Origin of the sequence: Nonomuraea sp. NPDC050547, assembly GCF_044457345.1 — a bacterium.
Lineage (GTDB): Bacteria > Actinomycetota > Actinomycetes > Streptosporangiales > Streptosporangiaceae > Nonomuraea.
In genome coordinates this window covers 25,442-39,794 of the sequence record NZ_JBITGW010000038.1, presented here as the reverse complement: position 1 = coordinate 39,794, position 14,353 = coordinate 25,442, and the positions used below count along the sequence as shown (strand labels likewise).

Below are 14,353 nucleotides of genomic sequence, written 5' to 3'. Positions count from 1 at the left end.
TCCGCTCGGGGGCGGTCAGCCTATCGCGCGTGTTCGTGGCTGAAAGCGTGCTGTGTGTGGTTTGTGAGTGGGGGGCTGGAGGGTGGAGTCGTTCGTTTCACCTATCACCCGGAGGTACCGGTCAATGTCGCAGCGTGTCCTTTCTGTCGTGGCGTCCGCGCTGGTCGTGGGTCTGGCGGCGGTGGTCCCGGCCGCCGCCGCGGCCACGCCGTACACGAGTGACGAGGCGCAGCGCGCCCAGTTGCAGCGGCTGGCGCGCGCACTGGTGGAGGCCGGCGCGCCCGGTGTGATCGTGCGGGTCGACGACGGCCGCGGCCGGCCCGTCGAGATCGCCGAGCAGGCCGCCTGGACCCGGCGCGATCACCTGCTCAAGGCGGACGACGAGTTCCGGATGGGGTCCAACACCAAGGCCATGACGGCCACCCTCGCGCTGCAACTGGTCGCCGAGGGCAAGCTCGCCCTGACCGACCCGGTGGACAAGTGGCTGCCCGGCCAGGTGCCCAACGGCAAGGCGATCACGCTGCGCATGCTGCTGAACCACACCAGCGGCCTGTTCGACTACACCCAGGACGCCGCCCTGCGCCCGGCGATGCTCGGCAAGGACCGGCGGCGATGGACCTCGGACAAGCTGCTCGCGGTGGGGGTGAAGCACCCGCCGCTGTTCGCGCCTGGCACGAAGTGGTCCTACAGCAACACCGGGTACGCGGCCGTCGGCGCCGTCCTGGAACGCGTCACCGGCAAGAGCCTGGCCGGGCTGGTCCGCGACCGGATCGCCCGCCCGCTCGGACTCGAGCACACCTACTACCCGGCCGACGGCACCTGGCGCGGCTCCTACGCCCGCGGCTACGAGCGCGACGCCGCCCACATGCCGCCGAGTGTCCCGGCCGCGTTCAGGAACCTCGCCGGGCCGCGCCGCAACGGTCACGTGAACGTCTCCGGCCACAACCCCGGGTGGGGCGCGGCGGCCGGCGCGGTGGTGTCCACCGGCCAGGACTGGGCCCGGTTCTACACCGCGCTGATGTCCGGCAAGCTGCTGCCCGCCGCCCAACTGGCCCAGATGCGGGCCACGGTGCCGGTGGACCCCTCCCGGCCGGACGGGCCCGGCTACGGCCTGGGCGTCCAGACGGGCACCACCCCGTGCGGCACGTTCTGGGGTCACGACGGCGGCATCCCCGGCTACCTGACCACCACCCTCACCGACCGCACCGGCGGCCGCACGGCGAGCGTGGTCATCGCGACGGAGTACTGGGCCGAGTTCGAGTCGGACCCGAAGATCGCCAAGGCCGCCCAGGCGCTGCAGAGTGCCGTGACCTGCACGATGTTCGGCAAGCCGCAGACTAGGTGACCGGCGCGGGCGCGGTGATGATCGCCGACACCAGGCCCTCGGCCTCCGCCCGCGACATCGCCGCACCCGCTGCGTGGGCGGCCGCGAACCCGGCGGCCCCCAGAGCCTCCGTCACCCGCTCCGTGATCGCCCGCACGTCGGCGTCGCCGGGCTCCTCCCAGCCGCGCAGCACGACGGCCGCTCCGAGCAGCCGTCCCGCCCGCTCACGATGATCAAGCTGTGCCGTGAACCGCTGCCCTGCCGGCCGGCGGTGATCAAGCTGTGCCGCGAGCGGGCGGGACGCCTCGATCGCCGCCAGGGCGAGCGCGATGGCGGCTGCGACCGGGGTGTTCCACGTCAGCGTCACGTGCACCGCCGGGTGGTCGAGCCGGCGTACCGCCCGCTCGGGGTGACCCTCCGCCACGTCCACGTGCGCGAGCACGCCCAGCAGCAGCGCGGCCAGGTGCGGCGTCGAGCGGCCGGGGGCCGCCTGCGCCAGCCCCGCGCCGGCGTGCTCACGAGCCGCGTCGAGCCGCCCGGCCCGCCACTCCAGCCGGGCCAGCCCCAGGCGGACCTGCGCCCGCGACTCCGCCGACCCGGTCCGCTCGACCCTCCCCAGCAGGTACGCGAGCTGCCGCCGCCCGCCCTCCACGTCACCGGCGTCGGCCAGGTGCGTCGCGGCGGCCACCTCACTCTCCATCGTGTGCTCGGCCATGCCGAGTTCCTGGAAGTAGCGGCCTGCCCGCTCGGCCATCCCCAGCGCGGCGGCCGGGTCGCCGCCGCGGCGCAGCGCCGTGTTCAGGGTGCTCAGCGTGGTCGCCAGGCCCCACCGCTCGCCGACCTCCTCGAACCCGGCCAGCGCCGCCGACAGCAGCCGTGCCGCCTCGGCGGCGTGCCCGCCGTTCATGGTCAGCACGCCGCGGACCAGCAACGTCAGCGACCGGCTCCAGAGATCCGTCCGCTCGCCCGAGGGGCCCGGCAGGCTCGCCCGCGAGCCGATGGCCAGCGCCAGCCCGGCCATCTCCAGAACGGGGTGGTCGCCGGGCGCGGCCTGCTCCAGCGCCGTCCTGATCCGGGCGAAGGCCGCCTCGCCCTCGTCCGGGCCGCTGATGGTCTCGGTGGTGGCGAGAGCGTGCGCAGCGACCACCAGCGCGCGGGCCCGCGGATCGCTCGCGCCGCGGGCGTCGAGCACCCGGCCGAGCAGGTCCAGCGACTCCGGCGGGTGATCGCGCAGGAACCAGAACCAGCTCAGCGCGACGCCGAGCCGTACCGCGAGATCGGCCTCGCCGGACTCGGCCGCCCACCGGATCGCGGCCGCCAGGTTGTCCCGCTCCGCGTCCAGGCGGGCCAGCCAGCGCGGCTGGCCGGCGGTGCGCAGGTGCGGGTCGGCGGACTCGGCCAGCCGGAGGAAGAACCTGGCGTGCCGCTCGCGTACGGCGCCGGCCCGCTCCTGCCGCTGGAGCCCGTACTCCCGGATGGTCTCCAGCATGCGGTAGCGCGGCTCCAGCGGGTCGGCGGACTCGGCCGGGTGCAGCAGCGACTTGTCGACCAGCGCCGTGAGCAGCTCGCCGGCGTCGTCCATCCCGCCGATCGCCGCGGCCGCGGCCTCGGTGAAGGTGGCGGGCACGACCGCCAGCCGTTCCAGCAGGGTCCGCTCGTCGCCGTCCAGCAGGTCCCAGCTCCAGGCCACCGCCGCGCTCAGGGTCTGATGGCGCGGCAACGCCGTACGGCTGCCGCCGTTCAGCAGCCGGAAGCGGTCGTCGAGCCGGGCGGCGACCGCCTCGACCGGCAGGGCGCGCAGCCGGGCCGCGGCCAGCTCGATCGCCAGCGGCAGGCCGTCCAGGCGGCGGCAGATCTCGACCGCGGCCGTCAGCGCGCCGCCTTCCAGGACGAAGCCGGGGCGTACCGCGGCGGCCCGGTCGTGAAACAGCCGGACCGCCGCGCAGGAGCGCGCCCGCGCCGCCGTCGAGCCCGGTTCGGGCAGCTCCAGCGGGAGCACCGGGTGCAGGCTCTCGCCGTCGATCCGCAGGGGTTCCCGGCTGGTGGCCACCACCCGCAGTCCCGGGCACCGGCCGAGCAGCGTGGCGGCGAGCGCGGCGGCGGCCTCGATCACGTGCTCGCAGTTGTCCAGGACCAGCACCACGTCGTCGCCGGCGAGGTTGCCGGCCAGGCGGTCCATGATCTCCTGCGGGGCGGCGGGCCGCGCCGGGCCGGGCTGTTCGCGGGCTCGCAGCCGGTCGAGCACCGCCCGGGGCACGTCGTCGGGGCCGATCGGGGCCAGGGGGACGAACCACACCCCGCCGGCCGGCGTGAGCCCCCTGCCGACGGTCGTGGCCAGCCGTGTCTTGCCCGACCCTCCCGGACCGGTCAGCGTGACCAGCCGGACCCGGTCGAGCAGCGCGGCCACGCGGCGGACGTCGTCGTCGCGGCCGACGAAGCTGGTCAGCGGGAGGTCCAGGTTGCCGGGCGGCCGGCGGCGTTCGCCGCGCAACACCGCCAGGTGGGCCTCGCGCAGGTGCGCGCCGGGATCGCTGCCGAAGCTCTGCGCGAGCAGGCCGCGGATGCGCTCGTAGGCGGCCAGCGCCTCGCCGCCGCGGCCGCTCAGCGCCAGGGCGCGGATCAGCTGGGCGTGCAGGCGTTCGCGCACCGGGTGCGCGGCGCTCAGCGCGTCGAGCTCGGCGACCAGGTCGGCGTCGGCACCCCGCGTCAGGTCGGCTTCGATCCGGTCCTCCAGGGCGGCCAGCCTGGCGCGCTCCAGCCGTTCGGCCTCGGCGGCGGCGAACGGCGCCGCGCGCACGTCGGCCAGGGCGGGGCCGCGCCACAAGCCCAGGGCCTCGCGCAAGACGGCGGCGGCCTCGGCGGGCGAACGCCGCGCCTCGCGGGCCAGCCGTTCGAACCGGAGCGCGTCGACCGCGTCCGGTTCGACGGCCAGCCGGTAGCCGTCCGGGCCCGAGGTCAGCAGCCCCGGGTCGCCGAGCAGGCGCCGCAGCCGCGACACCAGCGTTTGCAGCGCGTGCAGGGGAGCCTCCGGCGCCGCCTCGTCCCACAGCTCCTCGACCAGCGCGGCGGGCCGTACGGCATGCCCGGCCTCCAGCGCCAGCCGGGCCAGCAGCACCCGCAGCCGGGCGCCCCCGACCGGCGTCGGTCCGGAGGCGGTCTCCAGCACCAGCGGGCCGAGCACGCCGACCCGCACCCGCCCCCCGGCGCCGCCCGCCTCGGTCCCCTTGGCCATGGCCAGAAGTCTGTCAGAGGACGCACAGCCCGTCGTACCGGCCGGGGCGCTCCCCGGCCGTGGTGGTGCGAGGTGATGGCGGCCGCCGTACGGGATCATCTTCTGGCCGAAGGCCGAAGGCCGGAACCGGTCCGCGTGCGGGTCGGTATCCGCGTGAGGTCAGTAGGAGCGGCCGAACAGCACGCGCTTGCCGTACGCGGCGGGCTGTCCGCAGCGGACGCAGGCGCCGCTCTCGGGCGGTGCGTCGAGCGGGACGCACCGCGGCGTGGCGGCGCTCTCGGCCTTGATGTCGTCCTCGCAGACGGCGCGGCCGCAGTGCAGGGCCGAGGCCCAGCCCGTGGTGACGGCGTCGGCGAACGCCTCCCAGGTGCCGGCGGCGCGGGTGCGGGCCTCGCGGAAGCCGGTGGCCCGGCGCAGGAGGAAGGCCTGGAAGTCCGCGAGCACGCCGGGCATGATCGCGGCGACGGAGTCGAGCGGGATCGTCCGCTTGCCCTCCTCGCCCAGCCGCATGGCCATGACCACGGTGCCGGACTCCAGCTCACGCGCACCGAGTTCGAGCCGGACCGGGACGCCGCGAAGCTCCCAGTCGTTGAACCGGTAGCCGGGTGAGAGATGGTCACGGTCGTCGACGTGCGCGCGGACGCCGGCCGCTTTGAGCCGGTCCGCGAGATCGCGGGCGGCGGCCGGCGCCTCCTCGCCCCGGCCGATCGGGACGATCACGACCTGGTACGGCGCGAGCCGAGGCGGCAGGACCAGCCCCTTGTCGTCGCCGTGGGTCATGACGACGGCGCCGATCATCCGCGTGGTCATGCCCCAGGACGTGGTGTGGCACCACTCGAGCCGCCCGGCCTGTGAGGTGTACCGGATCTCGAAGGCCTTGGCGAAGTTCGTCCCCATGTAGTGGGAGGTGCCGGCCTGAAGCGCCTTGCCGTCGCGCATCATGCCCTCGACGGTGAACGTGCGCTCCGCGCCCGCGAACCGCTCCCCGGCGGTCTTCTCACCGGGCACCACGGGCAGCGCCGCGATGTCGCGGCAGACCTCGGTGTACAGGCCGAGGGCGAGCATCGTCTCGCCCATCGCGCCGGCCTCGTCGGCGTGCGCGGTGTGGCCCTCCTGCCAGAGGAACTCCGTCGTGCGCAGGAACATCCGGGGCCGCAGCTCCCAGCGCACGACGTTCGCCCACTGGTTGAGCAGCAAGGGCAGGTCGCGGTGGGAGGAGACCCACTTGGCCATCATCTCGCCGATGATCGTCTCTGAGGTGGGCCGGACGACCAGCGGCTCTTCCAGCTCCTTGCCGCCCGCGTGCGTGACGACCGCGAGCTCGGGCGCGAAGCCCTCGACGTGCTGCGCCTCGCGCTGCAGATAGCTCTCCGGGATCAGCAGCGGGAAGTACGCGTTCTCGTGGCCGGTGTCCTTGATCCGCTGGTCCAGCTCTCCTTGGAGGAGTTCCCACAGGCGGTAGCCGTACGGTCGGATGACCATGGTGCCCTTCGCCGGCCCCCGGTCGACGAGCTGGGCCTTGGCCACCAGTTCGTTGTACCAGGCAGAGAAGTCCTCGCTCTGAGGTGTCACACCGCGTTCATCATGTCCCATGCGGGGAGGTTAGGGGGGCGCATGGCCCGGGTCATCTGGTTTTCTCGCGTGCTGCCGTACGGTGGGTAGTCACTTTTCCCCGAAGAGAGGACATCATGACCGGGTACGCGCCGGTGAACGGCATGCAGATGTACTACGAGATCCACGGCTCCGGCGGGACGCCGCTGCTCCTGCTGCACGGCGGTCTGTTCAACATCGACCTGCAGTTCGGCGCGCTGATTCCGGGCCTGGCCGCGACCCGCCAGGTCATCGCCGCCGACTTCCAGGGGCATGGACGCACCAACGACGTCGACCGGCCGCTGACCGTGGCCGGCCTGGCCTCCGACGTGGCCGGCCTGCTGAAGCACCTGAACGTGGCGCGGGCGGACATGTTCGGCTTCAGCGTCGGCGGCGCCGTCGCGCTGCATCTGGCGATCCGCAGTCCCGAGCTGGTCCGCAAGGCGGTCGTCTCGTCGGTGTCCTTCCACCCTCGCGGTGACCGTTCGGAGAACACCGACGCCGTGGGCGAGATGACCGTCGACATGATCGCCGGCACCCCTATGGAGCAGGACTACCTCGCCAAGTCACCGCACCCGGAGCGGCTGCAGAGCCTGCTCGACAAGCTCGGCTCCTTCGACCCCGGCTTCGCCGGCTGGCCGGATGACGACATCCGCGCCATCGCCGCGCCCACCCTGATCACCGTGGGCGACTGCGACGCGGTCAAGCTCGATCACGCCGTGGAGTTCCTCCGGCTGCGCGGCGGCGACGTCAACGGCGACTTCGCCGGTGTGCCCGCTTCACAGCTGGCGGTCTTCCCCGGCACGACCCACTTCAACGGGCTTGGCCACACCGACGTGGTCCGTGACGTCGTGCTGACCTACCTGGACGCCCCGATGCCCGGCCAGTAGCCGAGGGATGGATCGATACCGCGGCGTGCGCCGGTGGCCGGTGAGCGCGCGGTGAGGCAACGGTGAGCGTGGCCCGGCAACCTCAGGCCATGGACGGGATGGCCGCAACGGTTCCCGTCGCAGGTCCTGACAGGTCGAAGGAGACGCTCATGCAAGTCCGCCGTACTCTGCCCAAGGCCGTCGCCGTCGTGGCCCTCGCCACCGCCCTCACCACTGCCGGTCTCGGATCCGGCGCCGGCGCCAGCAGCGCCGGCGCATCCCTGTGCAAGGACGTCGTGACCACCAACACCATGGTCAGTGCCGCCTGCGACGTCGGCGTCTACGGCCGGTTCCGTGTCTCGGGTACGTGGTGCAGCTCCGGATTCAACTGCAACACGGTCCTGGGTGATTGGGTGTACAGCGGCGCCAAGTCGACCGCGTACCACCCCGGCGGCAAGCACTTCACCAGGTGGCAGGTCATCACGCCGTAGACCTGTCATCTGGCCGCCGCGGCGATCCGGTGGCTGGGCAGGAACGACTGCATGGCCGTACTCGCGCGAGGCCGGGCGAACGGCGCGCGGGCGCCCTCAGGCGCAGAAGTCGGTGATGACGCGGGTGAGGACGTCGGTGAGGTGGTTCAGGGAGGCGAGGTCCACCCACTCGACGTCCGCGTGCGCGCCCCCGCCGTCGACGCCGAACAGCAGGCAGGGGATGCCGGCGCGGTCCAGGAGGGAGGCGTCGGTCCAGAAGGGTTCGGCGCGGACCGTGGGCGGGTGGCCCAGGACGGCCCGCGCGTGGCGGGTCACGGCGCGGACCACCTCCGCCTCCGGGTCCGCCTCGAACGGCTCGCGGCGCAGGCCGGGCTCCAGGCGGAAGCGGAAGCCGGGGACGGTGGCGGCGAGGTCGTCCAGCAGGGCGGTCAGTTCCGCCCGCGGGTCCTCGCCGGGGACGGTGCGGCGCTCCACCGTGACGCGGCATTCGCCCGGGTAGGTGGAGGGCTCGCGGCCGCCGCGGATGACGGAGGCGTGGACGGTTCCGGCGCCGAGCAGCGGATGGGCCGGGCTCCGCGCGAGCCGCGCTCCCAGGTCCTCCAGCGCGACCAGGAAGTGGCCGGCCTTGGCGATGGCGTCGATGCCGAGGTCGGGCCGGGAGCCGTGCGCCGCGCGGCCCTCGATCACCACGTCGAACCAGGCGAAGCCCTTGTGGGCCAGGGTGACTTCCAGGTGGCTCGGCTCGGTGACGATCGCCGCGTCGGCGGTGAAGGACCTCAGCACCTCCTCGGTGCCGAAGCTGGCGTGCTCCTCGTCGGCGACGCAGGCGAGGATGACGTCGCCACGCGGCCCGGCGTCGCGGGCGCGGGTGGCGGCGATCATCATGGCCGCGATGCCGCTCTTCATGTCGAACGCGCCGCGGCCGAACATCTTGCCGTCGTGGGTACGCGGGCCGAGGCGGTCGCCGTCGTAGCCGGCCGTACCCACGGTGTCGAGGTGGCCGTTGAGCATGAGCGAGCGGCCGCCGCCGGAGCCCCGGGCGACGGCGACCAGCGAGGGGCGGCCCGGACGCTCTTCCAGCCGGTGGACCTCGAAGCCGCGGGCGGCCAGCCACTCCCCGCAGAACCCGGCGACGGCGCTCTCGCCCGCCCCGCCGGGCACCAGGTCCGGATTGACGGAGTCAAGGGCGATCAACCGCTCCAGAAGGCGTCCGGGCTCCATGAACGATCAGGTTACGGACTCCGGGACCGGTTCGGCCAGCTTGCGTGCGGCGGCCATGGTGGCCCGGCCGGACGGCAGCCGGGCGGCGAAGGCGATCGCGATGACGGCCGCCACGCCCGCGGCGATCAGCAGGACCTGCACGCTGACCACGTCGGCCAGCGGCCCGAACACGACGGTGCCGATGGGCGTGGCCAGGGCCATCACGATCGTGACGTAGCTGAACACGCGCCCCTGCATGCCGGGTTCGACGGTCTCCTGGATCAAGGTCATGAACGGGGTCGAGAACGGCGGCACCAGCAGTCCGATCAGGAACATGAACCCGTAGAAGACCCAGAGGTTGGTGCTCAGCCCGAGCGCGACGGTCGCGAGCCCGAAACCGTAGACGGCCGTGAGGATCAGCCCCACCGGGCTGCGCTTGGCCAGCACCGTGGAGATCAGGACGCCGCCGAGCAGCATGCCCACGCTGAAGGCGACCTCCAGGACGGCCAGCATCCACTCGTCGCGGCCGAAGGTGCGCGCCACCATCAGCGGCGTCATGAACGTGGGCGCCACCGTGAGCAGGAAGATCGTTGCGTACACGACGAGCAGCCAGCGCACGACCGGCTGGCTCTTGATGTAGCGCATGCCCTCGACCAGGTCCTGCCGGTAGGAGGCGGTCGACTCGGCCACGCGCTCCAGCGTCGGGACGGCGACCAGCGCGAGCAGCCCGATGCCGATGACCGCAGTGACCACGTCCAGGAAGAAGACCGGGACGACGCCGAACGCGGCGAAGATCGCTCCGGCGGCCGCCGGAGCGAGCAGCGCCATCGCCGAGTGGATCGTCTGGAAGATCCCGTTGACGCGCATCAGGTGCTCACTGGGCACGATCTGCGGGATCATCGCCTGCACCGCGGGGGTCTGCACTCCGGCCCCCACCGAGCGCACCGCGACGGCCAGCAGGACGATCCACAGGTCGGTCACGCCGTTGGCCATGAGTATCGCCAGCACCAGCGTCGCCGCGGCGATGCCGCCGTCGGCGATCATCACGAGCACGCGGCGGTTCATCCGGTCGGCGAGCACCCCGCCGAAGATCGACACCACGCCCTGCGGCAGGAACGCGGCCACCGCGTAGAGGGCGACCGCCAGCCCGGACTGGGTCTGCAGGGTCACCCACCACATGACCACGTACTGCACGATCATCGAGCCGAACAGCGAAACCGTCTGCCCGGTCAGGAAAAGGGCGACGTTGCGCCGCCAGCCGGTGGTCGTGGTCATGTCGTCTTCCTCTGTGCGCTTGGATCAGTGCGCGGGCGGCCCTGCCAAGCGAGGATCACCAGCAATCTTCGAACGGTTGAGCGACCTGAGAGATTCCCGCCGGCCGTTATCGGGAGTTCAGGACCAGAAATTCGTTGCCGTCGGGGTCGGTCATCTCCACCCGGCCGCCCTCGCCCTGACCGGTCACGGTCGCGCCGAGGGAGACGAGACGGTCGATCTCCTCCTGGCCGGAGGCGGTCAGGTCGTAGTACAGCCTGTTCTTCCCGAGCTTGGGCGCCACGGGCGGTCCGCCCCACGTGATCTTCGAGCCGCCGTGCGGCGACTGGATCGCGGTCTCCTCGTCCTGGTCCCAGACCAGCGGCCAGGCCAGCGCCTGGCTCCAGAAGTACCCGACCGCCTGCGTGCCGTCGGAGGACAGCGCGCCGATGAACCCGGTGTCGGCCAGGAACTTGTTGCCCGCCTCGATGACGCAGAACTCGTTGCCCTCGGGGTCGGCCAGCACCACGTGCCCCTCTTCCGGCAGCTGCCCGACGTCGATGTGCTCGGCGCCCAGTTCGAGCGCCCGCGCCACGGTCCGCTCCTGGCCCTCGGGGGACTCGCTCGTCAGGTCGAAGTGCATCTGGTTCGGGCCCAGCTTGTCGGCCGGGCTCGGAAGGAACCGGATGGGGAACTCGGTGCCGGCGCCCGGCAGCAGCACCACGCCGTCGCGGGGGTCCTCGGCCACCTCCCGGCCCAGGAGCTCGCCCCAGAAGCGGGCGAGACGGAGTGGATCGTTCGCGTCGAAGCAGAGCGCGGCGAACTGAGAGGTCATCCGGCGTCTCCCATCAGGTGATTTACGGCACGCCCACCAGGCGTGTGAACGACGCAACGCTAGTCGGCCCGCTGACGGCGCCGCCAACGCTTTATCCGGCGGCCTTGCGCCTCCGGCAGGCCGCACGCCCATCGTCTTGCGGATCCGGCAAGACGTCGTGCCGTATCCGCATGCCCGCTCTAACGTGGGGATATGCACCCACATGACGCCTCTCACCACGACCAGGCGGAGATCCTCGACCTCGACGCCGAAGTTCTCGCCGACCACCTCGCCGCCATCACCGCATGGCTGCCGATCGACACGCCCCCGCGCCGGATCGTGGACCTCGGCAGCGGAACGGGCGCCGGAACCTTCGCCCTCCTCACCCGCTTCCCGGAGGCGCACGTCCTCGCCGTCGACTCCTCGCCCGAACACCTGCACCGCCTGCGCGAGAAGGCGGGTACGCGAGAGGTGACGACCATCCAGGCCGACCTCGACACCGGCTGGCCGGATCTGGGCACGCCCGATCTCGTGTGGGCCTCCGCCTCCCTGCATCACATGGCCGACCCCGGCCGCGTGCTGCGCGAGGTCCGTGACATCCTCGCGCCCGGCGGGCTGTTCGCCGTCGTCGAGCTGGCCGGCTTCCCCCGATTCCTGCCCGAGTACGCCCCGGAGGACCGCCCCGGCCTGGAAGAACGCTGCCACGCGGCCGGCGCCCGCTTCCACGCCGAGCACGTGCCGCACCGCGGCGCCGACTGGGGGCCGAAGCTGACCGCAGCCGGATTCGTCATCGAGGGCGAACGCACGCTCACCGTGAACATCGACGGCTCCGGCGATGAGGCGGTCGGCCGCTACGCCCTCGGCAGCCTGCGCCGCCTCCGTGGAAGCGTCGCCGGCGTACTCGCGCCCGACGATCTCGCCGCGCTCGACCGGTTGCTCGACTCCGGCGGCCCGCACAGCATCCTGCGCCGCGACGACCTCACGGTCCGCACCGAACGCACCGTCTGGGCGGCCCGCCCGAAGGGATGACGGCGCTCATGCCGGATCGCCGGCGTGCGCGAGGGCCGAGGGGGTCAGCCGGCCCACGATGGCCGGGGCCTCGTGGACGAGGTCGTCGTCCTCCACCGCCTCGACCATGAAGCGGGCGTAGTCCACGCGACGGGTCAGGTTGCTCGCGAGGATCGGATCGCCCACGTGCCGGCTCCACACCGGCAGGCCCTGGCTGTCGCCCTCCTCCAGGTCGCTGCCGCGCACGACCGTCCAGCGGGTGTCGCTGGCGAAGATCCTCCGGCACGCCTCCACCTGGTCGTCGACGTCGACCACCCCGGCGAGTTTCGCCAGCCGGCCGAACACGGCGGCGTACAGCTTAAAGCCGCGGGGGTAGACGTCCTTTCCGTCGCGGGTGATGTGCCAGCCGCAGGAGAAGACCAGGCGGGCGTCCTTGCCCGCGTGGTCGAGTACGGCCTGGGCCGTACCGGAGGCATAGCGTTTTCTGCCCCAGGGCACCAGCACCGTGAGGACGGCGTCGCAGCCCCGCACCGCCCGCGCGATGACCGCGGGGGCGTTGGTGGCTCCGGGGATCACGGTGATGCGTCCCTCGAAGTCGGCGAGCTTGGTCACGCTCCGCTCCCGGCAGACGCCCACGACCTCGTAGCCCCGGTCCAGCGCGTGCCGCACCATGTAGCGCCCCAGCTTGCCCGACGCGCCGACGACGCACACCTTCTTGCCCGAACCGATCGGTTCCACGGCCCGCTCCTCTGCTCCACCACGCCTGCACTTACGGTGTAAGGGTAGAACCTTGCAGTGTAAGGTTGTCAAGCCGTCCCAGCAGAACAGGCAGGAGAACGTCGTGGACACCGAGACAGCCGGCACGCCTGCGCCCCGGCGCAACACGCTCACCAAAGAAGTGGTGATCCGTACGGCGGTCGCGCTGGCCGACGAGGCGGGCACCGGCGTGCCGAGCATGCGCAGGCTCGGCGACCGCCTCGGCATCGAGGCCATGTCGCTCTACCACCACTTCCGCAACAAGGACCTGATCCTCGACGGCATGATCGACCTGGTCTTCGGCGAGATCGAACTGCCGCCCGCGGGCATCGGCTGGCAGGCGGCGATGCGCCGCAGGTCGGCCTCGATGCGGGAGGCCCTCACCCGCCACCCGTGGGCGATCCGCCTGATGGACTCCCGCACCAACCCCGGCGACGCCACTCTGCGCCACCACGACGCGGTCATCGGCTGCCTGCGCTCGGGCGGCTTCTCGATCGCCGGCTCCTCGCACGCGATCTCGGTGCTGGACAGCTACATCTACGGATTCACCCTCCAGGAGCTCAGCCTGCCGTTCACCTCGCCGGAGGGGCTTGAGGACGTGGCGGGTTCGATCATGGAGCAGTTGCCGCACGAGGAGTTCCCGCACCTCGCCGAGATGCTCGCCGAGCGCGGCCTCAAGGGCGGCTACGCCTACCAGGAGGAGTTCGACGTCGGCCTCGGCCTGATCCTCGACGGGCTGGAGCGCGGGCGGGAAGGCTGGCGGTAACCGGTGGTCAGGCGAGGAAGCGCAGCAGTTCCTCGGTGACGAACCGAGGGTTCTCCTCGACGAGCCAGTGCCCGGCCTTCGGCACGTCCACCGCCCGCACGATGTTGGTCATGCGCGGGGCCACCGTGGCCCTGATCGCCTTGATCTGGCCCTGGGCGCTCATGACCAGGGCCGGGACGCGGACCGGCTTCGCCGCCTTGGCGTCGCTGACGTCCTTGTCGAGGCTGCGGTAGAGGTCGAAGCCGCCGGACAGGGCCGCGGGGCGGCTGTAGGTCCTGGCGTACTCGTCGATCTCGGCGTCGGTGAACGGGGATCGCGTCGAGGTGCCGCCGAACGCGGTTCCGCCGAAGGAGACCTGGGGGTAGAACAGGGCCAGGTAGTCGCGGACGTCGTCGCCCACCACCGTCTCGGGGACCTTCGGCTGGGAGTGGAAGGCGATGTGCCAGCTCAGCGAGCGGTAGGTGCGCGCGTCGACGCCGGGGCCGGGCAGCGGCAGGTCGAGGTAGCCGAGGCGGGCGGTGTCGGACGGGAACTGCGCGGCGTACTGGAACGCCACGGCGGCCCCGAGGTCGTGCCCGATCACACGGGCGTCCCGCACACCCAGGCGCTCGGCCATCAGAGTGTGGACGTAGCGCGCGAGGGTGGCCTTGTCGTAGCCGGTCGGGGAACCGGTGCTGTCACCCAGCCCGGGCAAGTCCACGGCGTAGACGGTGTGGCGCTTGGCGAGCTCGGGCATGATCGGCCACCAGCCGTACCAGGTCTGCGGCCAGCCGTGCAGCAGGACGACCGGCGGGCCGCTGCCGCCGGCCACGTAGTGCATCCGGACGCCGTCCACGTCGGCGAACTGGTGCCGGAAGGTGCTCGTGAACCGGGGGTCGTTCCGCGTGGCGACGGTGTGGGCGGGAACCGACGTGGGAGCGGGAGCGGGTCCCGCCGCCGGGGTGGCGCAGGCGCCCGCTCCGAAGGTGAGCAGTACGGCGAGCGTGACGGAGGCCGCCGTGCGCAGAAGACGGCGTGGCCGTGGTGCGGAGATCATGTGTTCCTGTCCTGGA

At 72.5% G+C, this 14,353-nt stretch carries 12 protein-coding genes; 5 read left to right on the top strand and 7 right to left on the bottom strand.

All coding sequences use genetic code 11. The features are described 5' to 3' along the window. Positions 1 to 124: 124 nt before the first annotated feature. Entirely contained in the window at positions 125 to 1,345 is a 1,221-nt protein-coding gene (locus ACIBHY_RS53245) for a serine hydrolase domain-containing protein (RefSeq protein WP_397310886.1), read from the top strand. Here ACIBHY_RS53245 and ACIBHY_RS53240 read toward each other — a convergent pair. Both ACIBHY_RS53240 and proS read right to left on the bottom strand, forming a co-directional pair. Further along, the gene (locus ACIBHY_RS53240; RefSeq protein ID WP_397310885.1) at positions 1,338 to 4,556 is read right to left on the bottom strand and encodes a BTAD domain-containing putative transcriptional regulator; all 3,219 of its coding nucleotides are present in this window, start codon (positions 4,554 to 4,556) and stop codon (positions 1,338 to 1,340) included. The two genes, ACIBHY_RS53245 and ACIBHY_RS53240, sit on opposite strands and share 8 nt — an antisense overlap. A gap of 159 nt (positions 4,557 to 4,715) precedes the next feature. After that, positions 4,716 to 6,149 carry a proline--tRNA ligase gene (gene proS, locus ACIBHY_RS53235; protein WP_397310883.1) on the bottom strand — a complete coding sequence of 478 codons (1,434 nt, stop codon included), beginning with the start codon at positions 6,147 to 6,149 and terminating at the stop codon, positions 4,716 to 4,718. A gap of 95 nt (positions 6,150 to 6,244) precedes the next feature. Here proS and ACIBHY_RS53230 point away from each other — a divergent pair, with 95 nt between their 5' ends. Further along, complete coding sequence (locus ACIBHY_RS53230) at positions 6,245 to 7,036, top strand: alpha/beta fold hydrolase (RefSeq protein ID WP_397250431.1); 792 nt, start codon at positions 6,245 to 6,247, stop codon at positions 7,034 to 7,036. Between the two features lie 149 nt (positions 7,037 to 7,185). Further along, positions 7,186 to 7,506 (top strand): hypothetical protein, encoded by a 321-nt coding sequence (locus ACIBHY_RS53225; RefSeq protein ID WP_397250429.1) that lies wholly within the window; start codon positions 7,186 to 7,188, stop codon positions 7,504 to 7,506. A gap of 96 nt (positions 7,507 to 7,602) precedes the next feature. Here the strand turns inward: ACIBHY_RS53225 and ACIBHY_RS53220 are convergent, their stop codons facing one another. From ACIBHY_RS53220 to ACIBHY_RS53210, 3 genes are all read right to left on the bottom strand, one after another. Beyond that, positions 7,603 to 8,727, bottom strand: a complete 1,125-nt coding sequence (locus tag ACIBHY_RS53220) for a M20/M25/M40 family metallo-hydrolase (protein ID WP_397310882.1) — start codon at positions 8,725 to 8,727, stop codon at positions 7,603 to 7,605. Positions 8,728 to 8,733: 6 nt separating this feature from the next. Beyond that, positions 8,734 to 9,981 carry an MFS transporter gene (locus tag ACIBHY_RS53215; protein ID WP_397250425.1) on the bottom strand — a complete coding sequence of 416 codons (1,248 nt, stop codon included), beginning with the start codon at positions 9,979 to 9,981 and terminating at the stop codon, positions 8,734 to 8,736. A 106-nt stretch (positions 9,982 to 10,087) separates the two neighbouring features. After that, entirely contained in the window at positions 10,088 to 10,792 is a 705-nt protein-coding gene (locus ACIBHY_RS53210) for a VOC family protein (protein WP_397250423.1), read from the bottom strand. A gap of 192 nt (positions 10,793 to 10,984) precedes the next feature. Here ACIBHY_RS53210 and ACIBHY_RS53205 point away from each other — a divergent pair, with 192 nt between their 5' ends. Further along, complete coding sequence (locus ACIBHY_RS53205; RefSeq protein WP_397310881.1) at positions 10,985 to 11,800, top strand: class I SAM-dependent methyltransferase; 816 nt, start codon at positions 10,985 to 10,987, stop codon at positions 11,798 to 11,800. Between the two features lie 6 nt (positions 11,801 to 11,806). Here the strand turns inward: ACIBHY_RS53205 and ACIBHY_RS53200 are convergent, their stop codons facing one another. Then, positions 11,807 to 12,517, bottom strand: coding sequence for an NAD(P)-dependent oxidoreductase (locus ACIBHY_RS53200; RefSeq protein WP_397250419.1), 711 nt, complete (start codon positions 12,515 to 12,517; stop codon positions 11,807 to 11,809). Positions 12,518 to 12,620: 103 nt separating this feature from the next. On the opposite strand from ACIBHY_RS53200, the gene ACIBHY_RS53195 reads away from it, so the two are divergent. After that, complete coding sequence (locus tag ACIBHY_RS53195; protein WP_397250417.1) at positions 12,621 to 13,301, top strand: TetR/AcrR family transcriptional regulator; 681 nt, start codon at positions 12,621 to 12,623, stop codon at positions 13,299 to 13,301. 7 nt (positions 13,302 to 13,308) lie between these two features. On the opposite strand, the gene ACIBHY_RS53190 is transcribed toward ACIBHY_RS53195, so the two are convergent. Next, positions 13,309 to 14,337 (bottom strand): alpha/beta fold hydrolase, encoded by a 1,029-nt coding sequence (locus ACIBHY_RS53190; protein WP_397310880.1) that lies wholly within the window; start codon positions 14,335 to 14,337, stop codon positions 13,309 to 13,311. Positions 14,338 to 14,353 lie beyond the last annotated feature (16 nt).

What these genes read in the sequence shown, in the direction of transcription:
- ACIBHY_RS53220 (WP_397310882.1), bottom strand. Translation starts at nt 8,727, where the DNA reads ATGGAGCCCGGACGCCTTCTGGAGCGGTTGATCGCCCTTGACTCCGTC.
- proS (WP_397310883.1), bottom strand. Translation starts at nt 6,149, where the DNA reads ATGGGACATGATGAACGCGGTGTGACACCTCAGAGCGAGGACTTCTCT.
- ACIBHY_RS53215 (WP_397250425.1), bottom strand. Translation starts at nt 9,981, where the DNA reads ATGACCACGACCACCGGCTGGCGGCGCAACGTCGCCCTTTTCCTGACC.
- ACIBHY_RS53210 (WP_397250423.1), bottom strand. Translation starts at nt 10,792, where the DNA reads ATGACCTCTCAGTTCGCCGCGCTCTGCTTCGACGCGAACGATCCACTC.
- ACIBHY_RS53230 (WP_397250431.1), top strand. Translation starts at nt 6,245, where the DNA reads ATGACCGGGTACGCGCCGGTGAACGGCATGCAGATGTACTACGAGATC.
- ACIBHY_RS53225 (WP_397250429.1), top strand. Translation starts at nt 7,186, where the DNA reads ATGCAAGTCCGCCGTACTCTGCCCAAGGCCGTCGCCGTCGTGGCCCTC.
- ACIBHY_RS53190 (WP_397310880.1), bottom strand. Translation starts at nt 14,337, where the DNA reads ATGATCTCCGCACCACGGCCACGCCGTCTTCTGCGCACGGCGGCCTCC.
- ACIBHY_RS53240 (WP_397310885.1), bottom strand. Translation starts at nt 4,556, where the DNA reads ATGGCCAAGGGGACCGAGGCGGGCGGCGCCGGGGGGCGGGTGCGGGTC.
- ACIBHY_RS53245 (WP_397310886.1), top strand. Translation starts at nt 125, where the DNA reads ATGTCGCAGCGTGTCCTTTCTGTCGTGGCGTCCGCGCTGGTCGTGGGT.
- ACIBHY_RS53205 (WP_397310881.1), top strand. Translation starts at nt 10,985, where the DNA reads ATGCACCCACATGACGCCTCTCACCACGACCAGGCGGAGATCCTCGAC.